This is a genomic window from Paraburkholderia graminis (assembly GCF_003330785.1).
Lineage (GTDB): Bacteria > Pseudomonadota > Gammaproteobacteria > Burkholderiales > Burkholderiaceae > Paraburkholderia > Paraburkholderia graminis.
The window spans coordinates 949,116-970,552 of sequence record NZ_CP024935.1 but is presented as its reverse complement, the minus strand read 5'-3'; the positions used below and the strand labels follow the sequence as shown (position 1 = coordinate 970,552).

Sequence of the window (21,437 nt, the reverse complement as noted above, 5' to 3'; positions counted from 1 at the left end):
AGTTAAATGGAAAGAGACGCTATGAATTGGATCGCCGGCGAATGGGCCGGCAAGCCCGTGCTCGCAAGCTCCGATCCTTCGAACGGAGAGACGCTCGGCCGGTTCGTCAGCTCGAACACGCAAGACGCGGACGCCGCCGTCGCGGCTGCCCGCCATACGTTCGATCACACAACGTGGGCACAGGATGCCCGTCGACGGCAGGATGTTCTGCTTCGCTGGGCCCAGACTCTCGAGTTGTCGGTGGAACCGCTAGCGGAATTGCTGACACGTGAAAACGGCAAGACTATTGGGCAGGCGCGAGGAGAAATGCGCGCCGCGATTTCCGAAGTGCGCTACTACGCGGGACTCGCGCGCCACATTGCCGGTCACGTCATCGAGCCCGAGCCAGGCACCATCTCGACGATGTTGCGCGAGGCCGCCGGCGTTGCTGCGATCATCGTGCCGTGGAACGCTCCCGCCGTGCTGCTCGTGCGGTCCCTTGCGCCCGCCCTCGCTGCCGGATGCACGGCCATCGTCAAGCCGGCTGCCCAGACGTCATTGATCACCGCGGCAATGATCCGTTGCCTCGACCAGCCGGCGCTTCCCGCCGGTGCTGTCAATCTGCTTCTCGAAAACGGCGCAGAAGCCGCTGCGCGACTGGTCGAGTCCGCCGATGTCGATGTGATCAGCTTTACGGGTTCGACGGAAGTCGGCAAGCGAATCATGCGCGCCGCTGCAGACAGCATGAAGCGATTGTCGCTTGAGCTGGGCGGCAAATCGTGCTGTGTCGTCTTCGAGGACAGCGACGTTAAGGCCATTGCACCTCGTCTTGCCCGGGCCGCGACCATCATCTCCGGACAACAATGCACCGCTGCACGGCGAATACTCGTGCATGTGTCAAAGGCGGACCAAATGCGAGACGAACTCGTCAAAGCACTCGCAAGCCTCAAGGTTGGCCCAGGAATCGATCCAGCTTCCGACATTGGCGCGCTGATCGATGTTGCGTCCCGCGACGCTGTCCAGACCACGGTTGAACGAGCGTGTGACCTTGCAGATCGCGTGCTCTTGCGCGGGACTTCGAGCGGACCGGGCGCCTTCCTGTCACCGACGCTGGTCGAGCACGGAGAACCTCACGCCTTCTTTTGCCAGGACGAGATCTTTGGCCCGTTCGTCACGTTAGAGACCTTTGAGACCGAAAAGGAAGCCGTTGAAAAGGCAAACAACACCGTTTTTGGCCTGTCCGCGAGCGTGTGGACCCACGACTCGGCTCGGGCTTTCCGGATTGCGCGTGCGCTGCGTGATGGGACCGTCTGGATCAACGACCACAACAGGTTGTTCGCAGAGGCCGAAACTGGCGGCTATCGGCAGAGCGGACTGGGCCGGTTGCACGGCTATGACGCGCTAGCGGACTTCACGGAGATCAAGCATATCTGTGTCGGTGCAGGAGTCCTGGAAGGCATCGAAGTGCTTGGCTCGTGACGGAATCAGATAACCATTGACCTCGATTGCAAAAAAGCGCGATGGCTCAATCGGAACACGGCACGTAAATATGGGTCCCGCGTGCATCAGGGCGGGCGGGCTTAAGAGAATGCGTGACGGTCTGGATCGGCCTGCTTTTCCAATACGGACGGACTTAGCCGTCGCCAGCCTACTCTCCGAACCCCACCATGTTCCGGCGCCTTAGCTGCGCCACATCGCGAAGTGGAGGCGCCCCAAACAACCGGCTATATTCGCGGCTGAATTGGGAAGGGCTGTCATACCCGACCCTGATCGCCACCGACCCAACATCGCCGTTCTGCCCAAGTAACATTCTCCGGGCCTCTTGCAGTCGCAACTGTTTCTGATATTGCAGCGGGCTCAGCGTCGTGACGTTCTTGAAGTGGTGATGGAGCGACGACACGCTCATGTTCACGTGCTGCGCGAGCATCTCCATCCGCAAAACCTCGGTGTAGTGATTCTGGATCCACTCAATCGCCCGCGCGATCCGGTTCGTCGGACTCCCGTTGACGGCGATATGCCGCAGCCGCTTGCCCTGCTCGCTTGTCATCAGCCGATAGAGCAGCTCCTTCACGATAAGCGGCGCGAGAACCGGGATGTCATTCGGAGTATCGAGCAATCGCGCGAGCCGCAGCGCCGCATCGAAAACCGGTGCCGACAGCGAGCCGACCGCGATGCCTTCGCCCGCCGACGCGGCGCCCGGTTCCGGCAGACGCACTTGCGTCGCCAGTTCGGCGATGCACTGCGGATCGAGTGCGAGCTTCACGCACAGGTACGGCGCGTCGGACGACGCTCGCGTGACCCGCGACGTCATCGGCAGATCGACGGACGTCACGAGGCAATGCAGATGATCGTAGTCGTAAGCCTGCCCTCCGACCACGACCCGCTTGGCGCCTTGCGCCGCGAATACCAACGCGGGGCTCGCCACGCCGCAGCCGAGATCGACGGGCGTGGAGTACCGGTAGAACGCCAGCGAGGGAATCGCCGTCTGATGCGCGCCGTCCACGGGCGCGAAGCGGCTGACGAGCGCGGCAAGCTCGCGGCGTGCCGTTTCGCGCGACGCCGAAGCATCCAGCCAGGAAGAATTCTGTTTCATGCGCGTTGAGCTCCGTTGACGGAACCGAGCATAACCAGGCGCTGCCGCGCAACGACGGTTGTGCTGCTCCATTTGCAGCATTGTTCAATAATTTTGCAGGATTGTGTAAGCGCAACGGCACGCACTCGGTCACACTGCCGCGTACACCCGGCGCCAAGTTCGGGCCTTCCCCACGGAGAGGTTCCATGTCCACATCGTTTGTCCTGAACGGCAAGAACGTTACGCTCGATGCCGATCCCACAACCCCGCTTCTCTGGGCGATTCGCGAGAACGCGGGCCTGCACGGCACGAAGTTCGGTTGCGGCATGGCGCAATGCGGCGCCTGCACGGTTCATCTGGAAGGCGAAGCCACGCGTTCGTGCGTGCTGCCGCTCGCCGCCGTCGCGGGTAAGCGCATCACGACCATCGAAGGTATCGAAAGCCGGCCTGCGAAAGCGATCCAGGCGGCATGGGTCAAGCTGCAGGTGCCGCAGTGCGGATACTGTCAGTCTGGTCAGATCATGTCCGCGACCGCCTTGCTCGAACGCAACACCACGCCCACCGACGCCGACATCGACGCCGCGATGAACGGCAATCTGTGCCGCTGCGCGACCTACGCCCGCATACGCGCGGCCATTCACGAAGCCGCTGCCACCCTGAAGGCCTGACCATGACGACCGATCTCGATCTCCCGGATGCCGTGCGCCCGTCGCGCCGGACCTTCCTCAAAGCAGCCGGCGCAGTCGCGGCAGTCGGCCTCACCATCGGCTTCGAATGGGCGGGTACGGGCCGCCGCGCGCTCGCCGCCACGGCGCCCGAGGCGGCGTTCGCACCCAACGCCTTCCTGCGCGTCGCGCCGGACAACAGCGTGACCGTCATCGCGAAGCACGTCGAGATGGGCCAGGGCGCGTACACCGGCATCGCGACGATCGTCGCCGAGGAACTGGATGCGAACTGGCAGGACGTCCGCGTCGAAAGCGCCCCCGCTGACGCGAAGCGCTACGCGAATCTCGCGTTCGGCATGCAGGGCACGGGCGGCAGTTCGGCGATGGCCAACTCGTGGATGCAATTGCGCGAAGCCGGCGCGAAAGCGCGCGCGATGCTGGTCTCCGTCGCCGCCGCGCAGTGGCGGACGCCCGCGTCCGAGCTGACGACGCGCGACGGCAGCGTTCATCACGCGGCCACGAACCGGACCGCGACGTACGGCTCGCTCGCGTCGGCCGCGGCCCGGCTACCGGTGCCGGACAAGGTCGCGCTCAAATCGCCAAAAGACTTTCGTTTGATCGGCCACCAGGCGCCGCGCGTCGACGTCCCTCCGAAAACCGACGGCACCGCGCAGTTCACGCTCGACGTGACGTTTCCCGGCATGCTGGTCGCGTTGCTCCAGCGTCCGCCTCTCTTCGGCGCGACGGTCAGGTCGTTCGATGCGTCCGCTGCGAAAGCCGTGCCGGGCGTGGTTTCGGTCGTGCAGGTGCCGGGCGGCGTGGCGGTGGTCGCGAAGGGCTTCTGGGCGGCCAAGCAGGGCCGCGACGCCCTGAAGATCGAATGGGACGATTCGAGGGCCGAGAAGCGCAGCTCGGACGCGATCATGGCCGAATACCGGCAGCTCGCCGAACAGCCCGGCGCATCCGCCCGCAAGGACGGCGATGCGACGCAGGCGCTCGCGGGCGCGGCGAAGAAGATATCCGCCACCTACTCGTTCCCCTACCTTGCTCACGCGCCGATGGAGCCGCTCGACGCCGTCGTCAAGCTCACCGCCGACAGCTGCGAGATCTGGGCCGGCGACCAGTTCCAGACCGTCGACCAGGGCAATGCCGCGCGCACGGCGGGGCTCGACCCGCAGCAGGTCAAGATTCACACGCTGTATGCGGGCGGCAGCTTCGGGCGGCGTGCGAACGCGCGGTCGGACTATATCGTCGAGGCCGTGTCGATCGCCAGGGCGTTGGGCGCGAACGGCACGCCCGTCAAGCTGCAGTGGACCCGCGAGGACGACATCCACGGCGGCTTCTACCGGCCGATGTACTTCCACAAGCTCGACGCGGGCCTGAGCGCGGACGGCAAACTGGTCGGCTGGCGGCACAGGATCGTCGGCCAGTCGATCCTCGGCGGCACGCCGTTCGCGAGCGCCATGATCAAGAACGGCATCGACGCGACCTCCGTCGAGGGAGCCGCCAACATGGCATACGCGATTCCGAACATCTCGGTCGAACTGACGACCACGCAGACCGGCGTGCCGGTGCTGTGGTGGCGGGTGGTCGGCAGCTCGCACACGGCATTCGCGGTCGAGGCGTTTATTGACGAAGCCGCGCATGCAGCGGGCAAGGACCCGTTCGTGTTCCGCCGCGATCTGCTCGCGCACGAACCGCGCATGCGGGCCGTGCTCGAACTCGCCGCGCGAAAAGCGGGCTGGGACCCGGCCAAACCGTTGCCGAAAGGCCGCGGACGCGGCATCGCGGTGGCCGAGGCGTTCAAGACGTTCGTCGCGCAGGTTGCGGAAGTCTCCGTCGACAAGGACGGTAACGTGAAGATAGAGCGTGTCGTCTGCGCGGTGGATTGCGGTACGCCCATCAATCCCGACATCATCGCAGCACAGATGGAAGGCGGGATCGGCTTCGGTCTCGGCGCGGTGTTGCACAGCGCGATCACGCTGAAGGACGGCAAGGTCGAGCAGAACAACTTCGACGGCTACCAGGTACTGCGAATCGCCGAGATGCCCAAGGTCGAAGTGCATATCGTGCCCTCGGGCGAGGCGCCCACGGGTGTCGGCGAGCCGGGTGTCGCGCCGGTCGGGCCTGCGGTCGCGAATGCGATTTTTGCAGCCACCGGCGAACGGCTTCACAGCTTGCCGTTTCCGGCCGCTGCGAAGAAAAGCGCCTGACGGTCGATTCTTCCGCCCCTTTGACGCCGAGTGTTCGGCCTGTCCTACGTGAAGGTGACGTCGCGAACGGTTCCATACGTGGATCCGTTCGTGCCTCGCTCAAAGGGGGTTGGAAAATCAGGCGGTAGCGTCGCTGAATGCACCGTTGACGAACGATGAGCGCGTTGAACAGCGTCGCGGTATCGGTCGCACCTTGGGACTCGCCGGAGGGCGCCGACGGCTGGCGGCATCGATCAAACTTCAATGTTCGACTTGCCAGCGCAGCACCGGATGCGTGGCGCCGGCCGGCATCGCCCACGCGCCATCGCTGCCGAAGTTCCAGCCCACGAAGCTCTTTGGGTCGCTCATCTGCGCAGTGGTCAGTCCGTTCGAAGCGGGCAGATTCCCGCCGCTCTGGGCCTCTCCTGTCGTTTCGGTATTCCAGTACACGTCGCTGCCAAGACCGGTGCAAGATATGCAGACGCCACCGCGCAGGGTTGAGTAGACGCCGCCTGTCGCGAACGCCTCCGATACCGTTCCGCTGTTGTCGTGTACAAGTCCGGCGGATGAGCCACGCGACGCAACCGCGTACACGATGCCAGTAGCGTAGGACTGCGATATCGTTCCCTGATTGTCATAGACCAGACCGCCACCTGCGCTGCCGTGGTAGACCCTGGCACTGCTTCCGGAACGCCCGATCGTTCCATAATTGGTGCCGACGAGGCCGCCCATCGACGTGGTCGAGAAATTGGACCGCGGGCCGATGACGCCCGACGCAAACGTATTCATAATTTTGCCGTGATTGCTCATGGCAAGAATACCGGCGAACAGTCCGGACGGTAGTGAATATCCCGCTGACGCGTCGAGGAGGCTGACGTCGCGCACTACGGCGTTTGCGGCAACATCACTGATGAACGAGATGTCTGGATGGAGATTCGACACGCTATGCCACATGCCGTCGAACTGCCCGGTGAACGCAGTCTTGCTCGCGAAGCCGAGCGTCTTGAACGCGTAACCCGTCGCGTCGATGTCGTGGCCGAGCGCGTAGTTGCCGTTCATATCGCTCTCGATGTTCTGAAGATCCTGCGCCGTATTGACCAGCTTGTAGCCGGTGATCTGCGTAACCAGTCCACTGTAGTCGGGCGCCACCCACGCACTGTTCGCGAGCAGGGTGCCGGGCGAATAACTGCCGTTCATGTCATACAGCGCGCTCACCGTGCCGGTGCTTCGCGACCAGTCGATCGTGCCGTTGTTCGTAAGGCTGCCGCCATTGTTCACGCTCGCCGCGTCCGTGCGCAGTGTCAGCGCGCCGCTGCCCTGGTTGCTCAACGTGACGCCCGGGCTGACTGTCAGGCTATGCGCCGCGTTCAGCGCGAGCGATGCGCCGCCGGTCCATTGAATGCTTTGATCAGCAACGAGGTCGCCGCTCTGGCCGTTCGCGCCGGTGGTCGTCATCGAAATGGATGTGCCGTCGTTGAGGCTTCGCGTGAAGGAGCGCGATGCGCCGTTGTCGAACGTGTAGGTGGGCAGCCTGACGTTCCACTGACCCGCCACGACCTTCGCGAAGTCGCCCCAGAAGGTGAAGAGCCCGGTGTCCATATCGACCGTGCCGCCTTTGCCGTCCGCGTTCTTCGCGGCGATGTTGCCCGCGAGAATCACCTGTCCTCTCGGACCGGCGACGAGCCACACGTGACCGTCGCGCACAGCGGTGCCGGTCGCGCGCAAGACGTCGGCGTTGCCGGCGAGCGCGTAGATGTTGCCATCGACGGCCTGAAGGTTCACCTGCGCCGCTTCCACTGCACCCGTGTTGACGATCGCGCCGCCGCTCGCCGTCTGCACGAACATCTGTTGCGAACTCGACGAGTCCTGCAAGAGCACCTTGTTGCCTACCGCGATCTCGGCGGTGCCGTTCGGCGCGCTGATGTTGCCGTAGTTGTCGACTTCGCTCGCGGCAATAAGCAGCACGTCGCCGTTGGTCGACCCAATGTTGCCGAGATTCACCACGCGCTGCGTCGACTGACCGGAAAACGTGAGAGGACCGCCGGCCATAAACGATTCGTTGTCGGTGTCGAGTGTCGAGGCAACGAAGCGCCCGCCTGTTGTGATTACGCCCTGCTGACCGACCACCACGCCTTGCGGGTTGATCAGATAGACACTGCCCGTTGCGTTGAGCTTGCCGAGAAGCATCGACGGCGTGCCGCCTGTTACGCGATTGAGCGTCGCGCCCGCGCCGTTGTCGATGTTGACGGTATTGGTCTTGCCGATCGAGAAACTGTTCCAGTTAATCACGCCGCGCGATGAGCCCGGTTGCGTGACGGTCAGTGTATTGCCGGAAGTCGAGATGGAGCCGCTACCGCTTACGTAGGCGCCGCCTTGCGGCAGGACGCCGGCGGCGAGCACCGGGGCGGCGCACGAAAGACCTAGAAGGCAGACGACGACGGAGACAGCAGGTAGGCTCCGCGCACCATCGGGCGCGAGCAGTGACGATGTATTGAGCGGCATATTTTCCTTTCCTGCAAAAGGATTGGGATGCCACTCGGCCCAGCGGGGTGTTTCAGGGTGTGGCCTTCAAAGCATAGACATAACCTGAGTACTTAACTAACAGCAAACTTTCAACGTTTTGCGACGTCATTCCCTGACTTTGCGCCGGATTTGACGAACTGCATATGGGCACGACAGCCACACTGGATTGCTACGAGTCGGACGACGGGAAGACGTCGTGGCGGCTGTATGAAGAGCTGTTCGAGTCGGGCGCGGTCGACCTCGAACTCACCGCGCAGGCGCAGACCCGCCTCGTGATGCGCCTGCCACTCGACATGGCCAAGCGTCTGGCGACCGCGAACGTTACGACCCGAAGCGGCGAGGTCGGCAGGACCTGCCACAAAATTTTCCGAAGCATTGTCGATTCCCGACCATCAGCATCGTCGTCAGTACATACCCACTCAAAGGATCTCCTATGAAATACCTCGGATTGGCCTACTTCGCCCCCGAAAGGTTTGCCGCGATGCCACCGGACGACGTCAAGGAACTGGTGAGCCGATGCCCCGCGTTGGACGAGAAGATGCGCGCTACCGGCAAGGTTCTGATTTCCGCGTCGCTTGGCGATCTGGACGGCTGGAGGACACTTCGCCCGCGCAGTGGCAAAACGCAAGTGACCGATGGACCGTACACCGAGTCGAAGGAAGTCGTGGGCGGCCTGTTTATCATCGAAGCAGATAGCCTTGACGAGGCGTTGCGCATCGCGTCCATGCACCCGGCCGCCACTCTGGGCGAGGAAGGCGGATGGGCCGTTGAACTTATCCCCATGGATTTCTACCTGGCTCGATAGCGGCCGCAGCGCCTGTCTCAAGAATGAGTGGGCGCCTTTCTCCACAAACACCGTCCAGGCTTCGTCGTTTCTGCCCCGCAGTGCGCGTTCCCTATCGGACCGGGAGGAATGGCGCGCGCTGGGTCCTATCAAGCAGGTAATGCGGACCAGGTCAGGTTAGAAGGTATGACGAACGCCGACCGCAAAAGTATTGCCAGTGGGGTGCGCGCTCAGCTTGTCGTAAGAGTAGATCGCGTAGATGTCCGTCCGTTTGGACAGGACGTGGTCGTAACCAAGAGACGCCGTGTTGCGAAGGCTGTTGGTCGCAGCCGTACGCCCGGATCGTTGCGTGCGCGCCCACTCGGCAAGCAGAAAATCAGCAGGTGAAAAGGGAATCGACAAACCGGCCTCGTACGTGTGGCTACCAGTAGGTGTACTCACGTCGCTGGTCATCGTCCACGCCCCAAACAGCGTCACGACCTTGAAGTCGTACGCTGCACCCGCGAGATAGGCGTACTGCGCGCCCACCGGCCCCGCTGCGGTGTACCGTACGCGTTGGCCGGACAGTACTGCCGTGAGGCCGTGTCCCTGATAATTCAGGTGAACACCGACATTACCGATGCCAGGCGAACCCGCGACGCCACCGAGACCGTAGATTACGGTCGCGCCGAAGCCTCTGTAGTTTGGCGTCGTGTATTTGGCCGTGTTATTCCACACCGTATCTCCGATGATCGTGCCGCCATAGTTCGTCACGAATGTCTGCAGCACCAGCGGAGAAAAGACGGTCGACGATCCGAACGGATTGACCATCGATTCTGCGGTATACGTCGGATTTCTTTGCCGTCCGAAGGTCAACTGGCCGAAGTCGCCTTTGAAGCCCACATACGCATTGCGTGACCAGAACGGGTCCGCCGCGCTGCGACCCTGCGCGCCGTTTTGCGGTTGGAAAAAACTCTCAAGGGCAAAGATGGCGCTGACACCGCCGCCAAGGTCTTCCTTGCCGCTGATTCCCCAGAACGAAGTGGTAAGTCCGCCGCTTCCCATCAGCGCAGTAGATTGCGGCGTGTCGCTACGCTTGACGCTTCCGACGTAGGTCCCCACGATCCCATAAAGCTGGACCTGTGAGCCGCTATCTGCCCGTGCGTCGACAGGAGTGAATGCCAGACCGGAGCAGAAAATCGCCGTCACTCCAAGCGTACCAGCAACTTTCCGCGCTTGAAGGCGGACCATGACCCGTTGTGCCTTTTTCATTTCGGTTGTCTCCATTCATTGTTTTATGAGCGACCTTTTCCACGGTCGTCCTCTCAGTACTACTGATGGACCACCATGAATCCGTAGCGCTTGTTGCAAGCGCGTCGCTGAAGCTAACGGTGTGACCGGGGAGGAAGCTCCTTCCCTTGAGTCATCTCAGGAAGGAGCCGTCAGCAATGCAGTTGACTACGGGGAAATCTCTTCGAGCGCGCGATTGGTCGTCTCCACCATTCGGCCGGCGACGAGGAAGCCCACTGCACTGACCACGGCAAACATAATGAATACCGCCGCGATGCCTTTCCCTGTCAATACGACGCCGACAATCGCTGGCGCAGCGGCAGACGCTGCTCGCAGCCAGGAAGTAGCGAGACCCGTGCCGATCGCGCGCATCCGGGTCGGGTAGATTTCAGGCGTGTACAGGTATAAAAGAACCGTTGTAGTTGCCATCACCGCGTAGGCCGACGATCCTAGCAACATCACCGACCATGCGCTGCCAGCGCCATGAATGCCGAGAACGGCGAGCAGAATTCCGCTGATGACAAAGCAGGCCATTGCCCAGCGGCGGCGCCCCACTCGATCGATCAGCAACGCGCACGCGAGCACCCCGCACGTACTCAGGACATTCGAGATCGACGCCATGTGAAGCGACTCTTGCAGCGGCAGATGGTAGACCGTCCTGTAGAGGCTCGGCAGCCAGTTGTTGATGCCGTTCGCCACGAAATAAGAACTCGCCCAGAGCAACCATACGACGACAGTGCGTCCCCGGTAGAACGGCGAGAAGAGTTCTTTCCACGTTCCCTTCTGCTTCGACTCGAGTCCGTTCAAAAGACCCACCACGCGCTCGTCGACCTCCGCCTTTTGCGTCCGCGTATCGAGGTTGCGCTTTCTCGTGCTGGCCTCCAGACGCTCGATGATACGTTCAGCCTTATCGAAACGTCCCCTTGAAATGAGCCAGCGCGGCGATTCTGGAAGGCGTGCAATCAGGATCGCTACGACGATGCCGGGAATTCCGCCGATCAGGAACATGTACTCCCAGCCGAAGCGCGGGACGATGAACGCACCGAGCTGCGCGGCCGCAAGGAGACCCAACGGAAAAATGAGTTCGTAAAGGATGAAGAACCGTCCTCGGCCATGCGCCTGGGACAGTTCGTTAATGTACGTTGCGGCCACGGGCACTTCTCCGCCCACTCCGATACCTTGCAGAAAGCGCATCAAAAAGAGCATATGAAGGCTGCCGGTGAAGGCGCACACGACGCTCATTACCGACATGACACCCACCGTTACTGTGGCGCTCGGCACCCGTCCAATACGTTCGGCAAGCCAACCGAAAACCAACGCTCCTACGACTTGCCCGAGATAACCGGCGGCGATCAGCACACCGATCTGGCTGGCAGAAAGATGCCAAAGACCGACCAGGACGGGAAGCACGAAGGCAAGCGAAAGCGCGTCGAATGCGTCAAAGAGCGTCGCGCTGCCCATGACGATACGTGCCCTCGTGTGCCACTTGCAGAACGGCACGTTCTCGATGCGGAACAGCAGATTCGCCGCACGCAATTGCTCGCTCATGGGACGCGTTTCGCTCTGCGTGTGGCTAACGGCGTCGCTATAAGCGGTCGAAGGGGTGTTCATGCTGTCTCCTGGAAAGGTGCATTTTATGGGCCCTCGATTTTCTTCTTGTCTTGAAGCACCGATTCGCGTTTCTTCGTTATCGTGTCGCGACGTCGGAGCTTTCTGGTCGTTTGCCGATCCTGTTATGGGCGACGCGCGAAACGAGGTTTCGCGTGCCGCCGTTACTGCTCAACGCTGACAGCGAAGCAAGAAGGCGCTTCGCTATCGTCATAACGGCTGCTGGTTCGCCGCTTCCTCCTGTCAGTCCACGAGGCCCGCCGACCGAAGCGCGTCTGCGATCTCAACGTCCGCGCCTTCCGCGAGCGGCAGCAACGGCGAGCGCACCGTGGCGTGCTCGAGGATGCCGCGGGCCACGAGGCCGTGCTTGAGTGCAACGGTGCCTTCCATATGCGAGCCACGGTGGTACACATTGCGCGTCACGGGCAGCAGCCGATCATGGATCGCGCGAGCCGCCCTGTAGTCTTTCGCCTTGCCTGCCTTGATCAGTTCGATGAGCGGCTCGGGGGCCAGGCTGCCGTAGCCGACGAGCGCACCGTCGACGTCAAACATCGTGTGGAGCAGATACTCGTCGTGGCAGGTCAGGATTTGCAGTTCCGGCCGCTCGCGACGGATGATCGGAATTTCAACGTCCCAGCGACGCATATTGCGCACGCCGTTTTTCATCGCAAAGACGCCAGGTTGCGCGGCGATCTCCAACTGCGTCTCGAGGTTGTAGGTCGCCTTGGTGGCGTCCGGGTACTGGAACAGGATGAGCGGCAGGCCGCTGCCTTCGTGGATGGCGCGGTAGCGGTCTTGCGGTGCGCCCTTCTGGTAGCCAAAGCGCAGCCAGCCGTGCGACGGATACACGAGACCGGCCGACGCGCCCGCCTCGACCGCGCGCTTCGCCTCTTCGACGGCCACTTCGGTGCCTTCCAGCGTGATGCCGGCGATGACCGGGATCTTGCCGTCAACGGACTTCACGAAGCTCTGGATAACCTCGGCCTGTTCTTTCTGCGTGAGGAACGTGCCTTCGCCTGCGTGACCGAGAACGGTCAGACCTTTTACGCCTTCGATGCTGCCAAGCCAGGCGCCCAGCCGTTGAATTGCTGCGTGGTCCACCGCTCCATCGCGGGTGAAGGGGGTAACGGGTGCCGGGACCAAACCGCGCAGATCGATCGCTTTCATGACGTCTCCAAATGTGAGCTTTTCCGCTCCTCTTTCGCAGAGGAGAGCCCGCTGCTCGTGTCGCCTCAAGCTGGAACAACGGTGCATGCGTTGCAGTGTAGGGACGGCCGACTCATGCGAGAACTGCCTAGGAATACATTTCAGCTATACTGATTTGACATATCCGATTGGGAGCCTGAGCGGTGGACTACGCGGCCTGGAAGCTATTTATCGACGCGGCAGAACTCGGGAGCCTGAGCAAGGTTGCCGTGGCGTACGGGACCAGTCAGCCGCATATCAGCCGTCAGATTGTCGAGCTCGAGCAGTACTGCGGCGGCCGTTTGTTTCAGCGCACCGGGCGAGGCGTGGTATTGACCGAGCTGGGCGCGCGTATTGCCCCGCGCGTGAGGACGTGGCTTGCCAGTACGGAACAGTTGTCCAACGACATCCGCAGTACGGCGGGAGAGCCAATCGGGGTGGTCAGACTCGGGATTTTGCCGTCCACCGCTCATCCCCTTGTCAGCACGCTTTACCATCGCCTTCGCGAGCGTTATCCGCTAGTGCAATTACAGGTGCGCGAAGGTCAAGGTGCGTTGCTGGAAACCTGGCTGGAACAAGGCAGTGTCGATCTCGCCATCCTTTTTCGAAACAGCCCGACGCCGAGAAACGGTGACGAGTATCTCGTTGAGGCGGCGACCTACCTGGTCGGCGCGGAAGGCGATCCGTTGACCAAAGACTCCACGGTCGAGTTTTCCAGGCTCGACGGGATTCCTCTGGTGTTTTTCTGCCGCCCCAATAGCTGGCGCGACCGGCTCGAGCAACTTGCTGGTGAACGCCGGGTGTTTCTTAACTTCGCGGCAGAAGCCGACTCTTTGAGCCTGCAGGGACACATGGTGGCCGATGGCGGCATCTACGCGTTGCTCGGACCTTACGCCATCGCCAATCTGCAAAAGGAATGCCGGCTGCAGGCGTCGATGGTGGTTGAGCCGGCCGTGCCGCGCTTTATCGCGCTAGCTATGTCGCCCCATGGCGAACTGACGCTGGCTTGCCGCACGGTCATGCAGCTCACCAGGGAAATCGCACGCTTGCGCAACCTCTCTTCGGAGTTCCAGCAGGGTGTATCCGCGGCCTTCGTGCGGTCCATCTGAGGGCTACCAGGCGCTGGGTGAGTTGGTGATGCTACGCGTGCCTTGTCACCCCGGCGTCGGCCACTTTCGCTCGGCGGTTGCGAAGGACTCGTTGAGTTCGTTGCCGCTCGCCGCGTCCTTCGTGTAATTGAACGTGCCCTCGTCGCGAATCTCATGCGCAGCGCGCAAGAAGGCGCCGAGCGCCGCGCGCGCCAGCGAACCGCCGACGCTCACGCGGCGCACGCCCATCGATTGCAATTCATCGACGCTGAGCAGCACGCCCTGCAAGCCCATCAACACGTTGACGGGACGTTCCAGTGCGTTCACCACGGCAGCGATTTCCTCGCGCGTCTTGAGCCCCGGCGCATACAGCACGTCGGCGCCCGCTTCCTGATAGGCGAGCAGGCGGCGGATCGTGTCGTCGAGGTCCGGGCGCCCGCACAGGTAGTTCTCGGCGCGCGCCGTCAGCGTGAACGGAAACGGCTGCGCGCGGGCGGCCTCGACCGCGGCGCGCACGCGCTCGACGGCGGCCTCGAATGGATAGATGGGTTCGTCGGCGCGGCCGGTGGCGTCTTCGATCGAGCCGCCGACCACGCCCGCCTGCGCCGCCAGGTGGATGGTCTTCGCGCACTCCTCGGGCGCGTCGCCGAAGCCGTTTTCCAGATCGGCGCTGACGGGCAGATCGGTGGCGTGCGCGATTTCGGCGAGGTGCACCATCATCTGCGCGCGGCCTACTGCGTTATCCGGCAAGCCGCGCGAAAACGCGTAGCCAGCGCTGCTGGTAGCGAGCGCCTTGAAGCCGGCCAGCGCGAGCAGCCGCGCCGAGCCGATGTCCCACGGGTTAGGAATGACGAACGCTTCTTGCGCTGCGTGCAGCGCCTGGAATTGCGCCGCTTTTTCGGCCTGGTTTTTCATCGCGGATGCCATTGAGAAGCGCCGCGCCGGCGCAAGATGCCGGCACTGCGGCGCGGGTTGCCGGGAAGTTTTGAAGCGCGGCGAGGCGATGCAATGCGATGCGCGCCGGCATCGCTCGCCGCTAACCGCGTGCCGAGGTCCGCTCAGGTTTCGAGCTTCGCGTCCATCGTGATGGTCGCGTTCAGCACCTTCGACACCGGACAGCCCGCCTTCGCGTCCGCGGTGGCTTTGTCGAACGCGGCCTTGTCGCCGCCGGGAATTTTCACCGCGACGTCCAGATGCACGGCGGTGATCGTGAAGCCGCCGCCGTCCTTGTCGAGCGAAACGGTTGCGGTCGTGCCGATACGTTCCGGCGTGATGCCCGCCTTGCCCAGTTCCGCCGACAACGCCATCGAGAAGCAGCCCGCATGCGCGGCCGCGATCAGCTCTTCCGGATTCGTGCCGATGCCGTCCGCGAAGCGCGTGGAAAACGAATATTGAGTCTCCTTGAGGACGCCGCTGTCGGTGGAAATGGAGCCCTTGCCGTCTTGCAGACCGCCTTGCCAGACTGCTGATGCCTTGCGCTTCATCGTTCTCTCCTGTTTGTGCCCTGCTTCGCACGCTGCACGACTGATCGCGAGTACCGCCGCGGCGGTCCAGCCCGAAGTTTCCGCGGCTTGAGGCGTCGGTCGCGAGTGCGGCGCTGCGTGACGGGCGCGGACGTGGACCGACCTTCATCATAGGCGGTTCCGTGTGCCAATGCCGTGAAGGTGTCCATGCGCCCGCGACGGCCTGGCGCGATACGGCCGCCAAGCCGTCCCGCTGCCGACGAAAAAAACTATTCGGCGAACGGCAGACTCTGTTGCCCGTTGGCGCGCATGTCGAACACGTTGAGCGTCATCGCGACGAGCGCATAGTAGCCGAGAAGCCCGACGAGATTGATCACGACCTCATGCCCGAAGCGCGCGAGCGCCCTCGCATACGTCGCGTCGGACACGCGCTTCGTGTCGTACAGTTCGCTTGCGAAGTCGTAGATAAGCGCGTCGTCCGCGTCTTCGAAGTCGGGCTGCAGTCCGTTGCGGATCGCTTCCGCGTCGGCTTCGCGCACGCCCGCCTCGAGCGCAATCGGATAGTGGATGTACCACTCGGCCTGCGCCTGCCAGCGCGCCGCCGTCACGAGAATCGCGAGTTCGGACAGACGCAGCGGCAAGCCCGTGCGATAGCGGCAGAACGCGCCCAGGCGCTGCGCCTGCTGCGCGAGTTCCGGGCTATGAATCCAGCCGAGAAAGGGTCCGTTCAGGTTGCCGCGCGGCCCGGACAAAATCTCGTCGAGAACGGCCTTTTGTTCGGGCGTCGCATCGGATAGCTGGAAGGCGGGCAGGCGCTCGGTCATGGTGGTCTTTCTCTCTCTGGTGAAAATGAAGGCAATCGCAGCGGGCGTGGCCTGCGCTCAGATCGCGGCCAGCGCGCCGTCGATCGCATCGGCGAGGCGGCTCACGATTTCGTCGATGTCGCGCGCGGTGCAGATAAACGGCGGCGCGAGCAGCACATGATCGCCGATCTTGCCGTCGACCGTGCCGCCCATCGGATACACCATCAAGCCGCGCGCGAATGCTTCGCGGCGAATCGCGGCATGCAGCTTCAGGCTTGCGTCGAAAGGCGCCTTGGTCTCGCGGTCGCTGACCAGTTCGACGCCGACAAAAAGTCCGCGCCCGCGCACGTCGCCGATATGCGGATGCTTCGCATAGTGCTCGCGCAACAGCCCGCGCAATTGCTCGCCGCGCGCGAGAACGTTGGGCAAGAGCTTGTCGTCGGCGATCACGCGCTGGACTTCGAGCGCGGCGGCGCAAGCGGTCGCGTGACCGATGTACGTGTGGCCATGCTGAAAAAAGCCCGTTCCGCCGACAATAGCCCGATAGATCCGCTCGCTCACGAGCACAGCGCCGATCGGCTGATAACCGGCGCCGAGTCCCTTGGCGATGGTCAGGATGTCCGGCGCGACGCCGTCTTCCTCGCATGCGTACAGGTAGCCGGTGCGGCCCATGCCCGACATGATTTCGTCGAGAATCAGCAGCACGCCATAGCGGTCGCACACCGCGCGAATCTTGCGGAAGTACTCGCGCACCGGCGGCACCGCGCCCGCCGTCGCGCCGACCACTGTCTCCGCGACGAAAGCCGCCACCGAATCGGCGCCGAGTTCGAGAATCTTCTGCTCGAGTTCATCGGCGAGGCGCTGGGCGAATTCGATGTCGGTTTCGTCCGCGCGCTGCTCGCGATATGCGTAACACGGGCTCACGTGATGCGCTTCGATCAGCATCGGCAGGAACGGCTCGCGCCGCCACGCGTTGCCGCCAATCGCGAGCGCTCCGAGCGTGTTGCCGTGATAACTCTGCCGCCGCGCGATGAAATGACGCCGGCCCGGCTCGCCCATTTCGACGAAGTATTGGCGCGCGAGCTTCAGCGCGGCCTCGATTGCCTCCGAGCCGCCCGACACGAAATACACGTGCTCGAGACCTTGCGGCGCAGCGGCGACGAGCCGGTCCGCGAGTTCCTCGGCGGGCTGCGTCGTGAAGAACGACGTGTGCGCGTAGGGCAACTGTTGCGCCTGCCGTTTGATCGCGTCGATCACGCGCTGGTTGCTGTGGCCGAGGCACGACACGGCGGCGCCGCCCGATGCGTCGATATAGCGCTTGCCGGTGGAGTCGATGATCTCGATGCCGTCGCCGGCAACGGCAATCGGCAACGACTGCTTCGGCGAACGATGAAATACGGTGGACATGGCTTTCACTTATGAAGAATGGCGGCGTTCGATGAGGAAGCGGACTGAGGTGCCGTGCGGGGAATGAACGTGTCGAAGACGCGCTGGCCGTCGCGCACGACCTGCATCGACACACCTGCGTTGCCGATTTCGAAGAGCGCGGTGGCCAACGTGTTTTCGTCGTCGGGATCGGAGGGATCGTCGCGATAGACCGGCAAGCCCGCGGGCGCGCGATCTTGCAACATGGCCAGCAATGCGTCTCCATTCAGCGAACCGGCTGCGGCGCGCAACAGCGCATCCACGCGAAGCTGCCTGTCGCGAGACGACTCGGTGACGATCTGCGCCTGCGTTTCGCAGCCCGCGTGAATCATATGGTTCGCGTGACCGGCGCGCGTGCCTACGCTTTGCACCGAGCAGCGCTGCGCGGTGGCCTCAACGCTGAACACGCGCGGGTCTCCGGTGCAACCGAGCGTGTGATGAAAGCCGCTCGCAGCCGGCGCAGTGCGCAGCGTGTGCAGCGCTTCGTCGAGCGAGCCGGCGTCGAGAACGGCCCGCGCCAGAATCATGCGCGGCACGCCGACCGTGGGCGTGCGAATACGCAAGTTGTTGATTGTCTGCACGAGGCCGGCGCGGTTCGCCGCGAACGTATGTCCGGGCAGCGAGCCTGGATAATAGAAGCTCACGAAGCCCGGCTTGCCGATGGGCTGCACGTCGACCAATACACAGCGTTCGCGCAGGAAAGGATCGCCGTCTTCGTTATGGGCGATGAGGCGTGCATCGGCTCCAATGGCGGCGAGCGTCGTGCAGCCGTCGGGCACGTGATGAATCAGTTCGCCACGGCAGTTCCATAGCAGGACGTCTTCGACAGGCCAGCGCAGGCCCGCCGCCATGCCTTCGAGTTCGACCAGCAACGCGGGAAAGTGGACACGGGCCGCGTCGCGCAGCGCCGCTACGAAGGACGCGCCGCGCCATCGGCTGACCGCCCGCCACGCGCTGCTTTGTGCCATGTAATCGGCGAACACGGGCCTTGCCAGTTCGCCGAGGGCGTAGCCGATTTCATACGGCTCGCCTTTTATCTCCACCACCTGCAGATTTCGCATGAATCGCACCGCTCCCGCTCACTCAACAATCGGTACGCATTTATACGTTGAAACAACATTTGTTGTCAAACAGGATAAAACGACACCACCGGTCGTCGAGGAACGGAAATCAAGGCACGTAAGCGCCCTTCGCGTGCAGCGATTGTTCGGCGATGCCGAGTTGCTCGACGGCGTCGGCGCCTTCGAGTGCGAGCAGATGCGCGACCAGCGATTCGGCGATGGCCGTGGCCGCCACGAGCGACGGAAAGAACGAGGGGCTTTCGTGCGAGAAGATCAACACCTTGTCCGCATTGAGCGCGATGGGCGACACGGCGCTGTCGGTGATCGCAATGAGCTTGCTGCCCTTTTCGAGCGCGGCTTCGGCGACGCGCGCGGCTTCGACGGAATACGGCGCGAAACTGATCACGATGGTGGCGCTGTCGCGCTCCACGGTGCGCAGTTGCATTTCCAGCGTGCCGGCCTCGCCGTTGAGCAGCGACACCGACGAGCGAAAGAACCGGTAGCCGTACACGAGCCCGAAGGCGACGGAGTAGCACGAGCGGAAACCGGCGACATGAACATGCGGCGCGCGCCGCAAGAGCCGCGCCGCCTCGACGATTGCGCGGCCGTTGTGCGCCGCGGTGACTTCGAGATTGTGCTGCTGCGCGACGAGCAGATCGTTGGCGAGCGCGTCTTTCGATTTGACGAGCGAGCGCGCGCGGCTCGTCAGCGGCTCGGGCCGCGTGCGCACGCGTGCGACGAACAGGTTGCGCAATTCGTTCCAGCCAGGAAAGCCGAGCTGCTGCGAAAGACGCACGAGCGACGCCGGCTGCACCTGCGCGCGCTCGGCGACTTTGCGCATCGACGAGACCGCGACTTCGTCCGGATGATCGAGCAGGAAGCCCGCGCCCATCTGGAATTGCGGACTCAGTTCGGAGAAGCGCGCCCGGATCAGGGCGGCGAGCTGGTCGAAACTGTCTGGCATGCGATGGTCCGGCGAAGGGTTGTAGAGGCGACAACAAATGTTACCACTGGGGGGTGGGCACAGAAGCGCGGTGCGCCTTCTAAACCATCCCCCTCCGGGCAATTCCCCATAAAGAACCGCCGTCGTCCGCCGATAAGACAAGGAACCTAGCTCCGCCCCGCACTAATTCGAGCGGCCTCATGGCAGTCAATCTTTCCGTTTCTGAGTCGATCCTCGCGACGCCGCCCGAACTCGGCGCAGCCGTGTGTCCGTCTATCCGCGCCCGTCTGTTGTCGACGCTTTTCGACAACCGGCGGCCGCTTGTCATGTCGATCGTCGCCAGCGCGTTCGTCGCCGCGGCGGCTTATGTGCGCCTGCATCAGCCGTGGACGATCGTCTGGCTGTTCGCCGACGTCTGGCTATTGCTAGGACGCCTGAGCATCATCCACGCTTACGTCGCGCATAGCCGCAAGGGACCGGCGAATCCGGGCCCGTGGGCCGCCGCCTACGCGCCGTTGTGCGTCGCGACGAGCCTCATGCTCGGGCTCGGGACGATGGGCTGCGTGCGCACCACCGACACCACGCTCGCAGCACTCGCCATCATGGTCGCCTCGGGCATCCTGGGCGGCGTCGCGTCGAGGAACGCCGCGGTACCGCGCCTCGCGATCGCGCAGATATGCGTGGTGTCGATACCGATCGGCGTCGGCGCGCTGCTCTCGCCGACCGATGGTTCCTGGATACTCGTGCCGCCGCTGCTTCTGTACGTCGGGGCGATGACGTCCATCGTGCGGCGCCACTACCGCGGACTCGTCGCGCTGATGACCGCCGAGCAGAATCACGCCGAACTCGCGGCGCGTTTCGACGCCGCGCTCACGCACATGCCGCACGGTCTATGCACGCTCGATCCCGCGGGCAAGGTGGTGATTGCGAATAGCCGCACGGCGCAGTTGTTCGGCACGAGCGTCGATATGCTCAAGCTGAATTTGCCGCTGCCCGAGTTCATCAGCCATGCCGGTTTTGCGCAGTTCGACGACGCGCTGCGTCAGCAGTTCGTCGAACGATGCACCGCCTGGCTGCAGGAAAAACGGCAGCCGCTGGCGCTCGAATTGCGCAACGGGCGTCAACTGGAGTTGCGGCGAAATCCGGTGCCCGACGGTAGCGCGGTCGTCATCATCGAGGATGTGACGGAACGCCGCCAAAGCGAAGCCAAGGTGCTCTATCTCGCCCGCCATGATTCGCTGACGGGACTCGCGAACCGGCGCGAACTGCGCGAGTGTCTCGACCGAATCCTGTTGCGGAGTCACACGCGGCGCGAAACGCGCACGGCGGTGCTGTACCTGGATCTCGACGGCTTCAAGCAGGTCAACGACCGGCATGGCCATACCGCCGGCGACGAGGTGCTGGAGACGGTCGCGGCGCGCCTGCGCCAGACGCTGCGCCACGGCGAATTCGCGGCGCGCCTCGGCGGGGACGAGTTCGCTGTGATCGTCGAAGAGGCGACGCTGAGCGCGATTGTCGCCATCGCGCAGCGCGTGATCCGCGAAATCGCGAAACCGTATACGCTCACGACGGGCGGCACGATCAGCCTCGGCACGAGCATCGGCATTGCGCTGGCCGAGCCGCACGAACCCGTCGACAGTCTTATCAGGCGCGCCGACGAGGCGATGTACAGCGCGAAGAACGCGGGTAAAGGCACCTATCGGATTGCTCGGAACGACGGCGAGTTGGAGACGGACGCGGATTACGACGCGAGCGTCGGCGCGGCGTAGAGCGGTGCGGCGTAGCGACGGGACGCGCGGTTTGGCGCGAGGGCAGTAGCTGCGGCGCGGCGAGATTTACGTCGTTCTGGCTCGGGCCGCTTGGTTCGGCTCGCCAGG

General features: G+C 63.4%; 18 protein-coding genes. 7 read left to right on the top strand and 11 right to left on the bottom strand.

Annotated features, from left to right (window positions below; translation table 11 throughout):
* Nucleotides 1-6: 6 nt before the first annotated feature.
* Complete coding sequence (locus CUJ91_RS22590) at nt 7-1,458, top strand: aldehyde dehydrogenase family protein (protein ID WP_114157193.1); 1,452 nt, start codon at nt 7-9, stop codon at nt 1,456-1,458.
* Nucleotides 1,459-1,627: 169 nt separating this feature from the next.
* Here the strand turns inward: CUJ91_RS22590 and CUJ91_RS22585 are convergent, their stop codons facing one another.
* Nucleotides 1,628-2,572 carry an AraC family transcriptional regulator gene (locus CUJ91_RS22585; RefSeq protein WP_006046917.1) on the bottom strand — a complete coding sequence of 315 codons (945 nt, stop codon included), beginning with the start codon at nt 2,570-2,572 and terminating at the stop codon, nt 1,628-1,630.
* 185 nt (nt 2,573-2,757) lie between these two features.
* Here CUJ91_RS22585 and CUJ91_RS22580 point away from each other — a divergent pair, with 185 nt between their 5' ends.
* Nucleotides 2,758-3,219 (top strand): (2Fe-2S)-binding protein, encoded by a 462-nt coding sequence (locus tag CUJ91_RS22580; RefSeq protein WP_029965711.1) that lies wholly within the window; start codon nt 2,758-2,760, stop codon nt 3,217-3,219.
* Between the two features lie 2 nt (nt 3,220-3,221).
* Nucleotides 3,222-5,429, top strand: a complete 2,208-nt coding sequence (locus CUJ91_RS22575; RefSeq protein ID WP_114157192.1) for a xanthine dehydrogenase family protein molybdopterin-binding subunit — start codon at nt 3,222-3,224, stop codon at nt 5,427-5,429.
* Nucleotides 5,430-5,669: 240 nt separating this feature from the next.
* Here the strand turns inward: CUJ91_RS22575 and CUJ91_RS22570 are convergent, their stop codons facing one another.
* Nucleotides 5,670-7,910 (bottom strand): two-partner secretion domain-containing protein, encoded by a 2,241-nt coding sequence (locus tag CUJ91_RS22570; protein WP_114157191.1) that lies wholly within the window; start codon nt 7,908-7,910, stop codon nt 5,670-5,672.
* 164 nt (nt 7,911-8,074) lie between these two features.
* Here CUJ91_RS22570 and CUJ91_RS22565 point away from each other — a divergent pair, with 164 nt between their 5' ends.
* Together CUJ91_RS22565 and CUJ91_RS22560 are read left to right on the top strand one after the other, a co-directional pair.
* Complete coding sequence (locus tag CUJ91_RS22565) at nt 8,075-8,368, top strand: hypothetical protein (protein ID WP_114157190.1); 294 nt, start codon at nt 8,075-8,077, stop codon at nt 8,366-8,368.
* Nucleotides 8,365-8,736 (top strand): YciI family protein, encoded by a 372-nt coding sequence (locus tag CUJ91_RS22560; protein WP_114157189.1) that lies wholly within the window; start codon nt 8,365-8,367, stop codon nt 8,734-8,736. Before CUJ91_RS22565 ends, CUJ91_RS22560 begins: the two co-directional genes overlap by 4 nt.
* Before the next feature lie 156 nt (nt 8,737-8,892).
* Here the strand turns inward: CUJ91_RS22560 and CUJ91_RS22555 are convergent, their stop codons facing one another.
* From CUJ91_RS22555 to CUJ91_RS22545, 3 genes are all read right to left on the bottom strand, one after another.
* A complete protein-coding gene (locus tag CUJ91_RS22555; RefSeq protein ID WP_114157188.1) occupies nt 8,893-9,966 on the bottom strand; it encodes a porin in 1,074 nt (357 codons plus the stop codon).
* Nucleotides 9,967-10,152: 186 nt separating this feature from the next.
* On the bottom strand, nt 10,153-11,595 hold the full coding sequence (locus CUJ91_RS22550; protein ID WP_114157187.1) for an MFS transporter: 1,443 nt from the start codon (nt 11,593-11,595) through the stop codon (nt 10,153-10,155).
* Nucleotides 11,596-11,835: 240 nt separating this feature from the next.
* On the bottom strand, nt 11,836-12,759 hold the full coding sequence (locus tag CUJ91_RS22545; protein ID WP_114157186.1) for a dihydrodipicolinate synthase family protein: 924 nt from the start codon (nt 12,757-12,759) through the stop codon (nt 11,836-11,838).
* Between the two features lie 182 nt (nt 12,760-12,941).
* Here CUJ91_RS22545 and CUJ91_RS22540 point away from each other — a divergent pair, with 182 nt between their 5' ends.
* Nucleotides 12,942-13,886: a LysR family transcriptional regulator gene (locus tag CUJ91_RS22540; RefSeq protein ID WP_114157184.1), complete on the top strand. Its 945-nt coding sequence runs from the start codon at nt 12,942-12,944 to the stop codon at nt 13,884-13,886.
* Nucleotides 13,887-13,931: 45 nt separating this feature from the next.
* Here the strand turns inward: CUJ91_RS22540 and CUJ91_RS22535 are convergent, their stop codons facing one another.
* The 6 genes from CUJ91_RS22535 to CUJ91_RS22510 form a co-directional block, all read right to left on the bottom strand.
* Entirely contained in the window at nt 13,932-14,780 is an 849-nt protein-coding gene (locus CUJ91_RS22535; protein WP_114157182.1) for an isocitrate lyase/PEP mutase family protein, read from the bottom strand.
* A gap of 143 nt (nt 14,781-14,923) precedes the next feature.
* On the bottom strand, nt 14,924-15,349 hold the full coding sequence (locus tag CUJ91_RS22530) for an OsmC family protein (protein WP_029965723.1): 426 nt from the start codon (nt 15,347-15,349) through the stop codon (nt 14,924-14,926).
* Between the two features lie 248 nt (nt 15,350-15,597).
* Nucleotides 15,598-16,152: a carboxymuconolactone decarboxylase family protein gene (locus CUJ91_RS22525; RefSeq protein WP_006046909.1), complete on the bottom strand. Its 555-nt coding sequence runs from the start codon at nt 16,150-16,152 to the stop codon at nt 15,598-15,600.
* 57 nt (nt 16,153-16,209) lie between these two features.
* A complete protein-coding gene (locus CUJ91_RS22520; RefSeq protein WP_029965726.1) occupies nt 16,210-17,538 on the bottom strand; it encodes an aspartate aminotransferase family protein in 1,329 nt (442 codons plus the stop codon).
* 5 nt (nt 17,539-17,543) lie between these two features.
* On the bottom strand, nt 17,544-18,617 hold the full coding sequence (locus CUJ91_RS22515; RefSeq protein WP_114157181.1) for a C45 family autoproteolytic acyltransferase/hydrolase: 1,074 nt from the start codon (nt 18,615-18,617) through the stop codon (nt 17,544-17,546).
* Between the two features lie 109 nt (nt 18,618-18,726).
* Nucleotides 18,727-19,581, bottom strand: coding sequence for a MurR/RpiR family transcriptional regulator (locus tag CUJ91_RS22510; protein WP_006046906.1), 855 nt, complete (start codon nt 19,579-19,581; stop codon nt 18,727-18,729).
* A 179-nt stretch (nt 19,582-19,760) separates the two neighbouring features.
* On the opposite strand from CUJ91_RS22510, the gene CUJ91_RS22505 reads away from it, so the two are divergent.
* A complete protein-coding gene (locus CUJ91_RS22505; protein ID WP_114157179.1) occupies nt 19,761-21,329 on the top strand; it encodes a sensor domain-containing diguanylate cyclase in 1,569 nt (522 codons plus the stop codon).
* The last annotated feature ends 108 nt before the right edge of the window (nt 21,330-21,437 follow it).

Bases quoted from the DNA above. Each gene is read 5' to 3' on its own strand.
- CUJ91_RS22535 (WP_114157182.1), bottom strand. From the start codon at position 14,780: ATGAAAAACCAGGCCGAAAAAGCGGCGCAATTCCAGGCGCTGCACGCA.
- CUJ91_RS22555 (WP_114157188.1), bottom strand. From the start codon at position 9,966: ATGAAAAAGGCACAACGGGTCATGGTCCGCCTTCAAGCGCGGAAAGTT.
- CUJ91_RS22580 (WP_029965711.1), top strand. From the start codon at position 2,758: ATGTCCACATCGTTTGTCCTGAACGGCAAGAACGTTACGCTCGATGCC.
- CUJ91_RS22515 (WP_114157181.1), bottom strand. From the start codon at position 18,617: ATGCGAAATCTGCAGGTGGTGGAGATAAAAGGCGAGCCGTATGAAATC.
- CUJ91_RS22570 (WP_114157191.1), bottom strand. From the start codon at position 7,910: ATGCCGCTCAATACATCGTCACTGCTCGCGCCCGATGGTGCGCGGAGC.
- CUJ91_RS22560 (WP_114157189.1), top strand. From the start codon at position 8,365: ATGAAATACCTCGGATTGGCCTACTTCGCCCCCGAAAGGTTTGCCGCG.
- CUJ91_RS22585 (WP_006046917.1), bottom strand. From the start codon at position 2,572: ATGAAACAGAATTCTTCCTGGCTGGATGCTTCGGCGTCGCGCGAAACG.
- CUJ91_RS22505 (WP_114157179.1), top strand. From the start codon at position 19,761: ATGGCAGTCAATCTTTCCGTTTCTGAGTCGATCCTCGCGACGCCGCCC.
- CUJ91_RS22530 (WP_029965723.1), bottom strand. From the start codon at position 15,349: ATGAAGCGCAAGGCATCAGCAGTCTGGCAAGGCGGTCTGCAAGACGGC.
- CUJ91_RS22550 (WP_114157187.1), bottom strand. From the start codon at position 11,595: ATGAACACCCCTTCGACCGCTTATAGCGACGCCGTTAGCCACACGCAG.
- CUJ91_RS22525 (WP_006046909.1), bottom strand. From the start codon at position 16,152: ATGACCGAGCGCCTGCCCGCCTTCCAGCTATCCGATGCGACGCCCGAA.
- CUJ91_RS22520 (WP_029965726.1), bottom strand. From the start codon at position 17,538: ATGTCCACCGTATTTCATCGTTCGCCGAAGCAGTCGTTGCCGATTGCC.
- CUJ91_RS22545 (WP_114157186.1), bottom strand. From the start codon at position 12,759: ATGAAAGCGATCGATCTGCGCGGTTTGGTCCCGGCACCCGTTACCCCC.
- CUJ91_RS22565 (WP_114157190.1), top strand. From the start codon at position 8,075: ATGGGCACGACAGCCACACTGGATTGCTACGAGTCGGACGACGGGAAG.
- CUJ91_RS22575 (WP_114157192.1), top strand. From the start codon at position 3,222: ATGACGACCGATCTCGATCTCCCGGATGCCGTGCGCCCGTCGCGCCGG.
- CUJ91_RS22590 (WP_114157193.1), top strand. From the start codon at position 7: ATGGAAAGAGACGCTATGAATTGGATCGCCGGCGAATGGGCCGGCAAG.
- CUJ91_RS22510 (WP_006046906.1), bottom strand. From the start codon at position 19,581: ATGCCAGACAGTTTCGACCAGCTCGCCGCCCTGATCCGGGCGCGCTTC.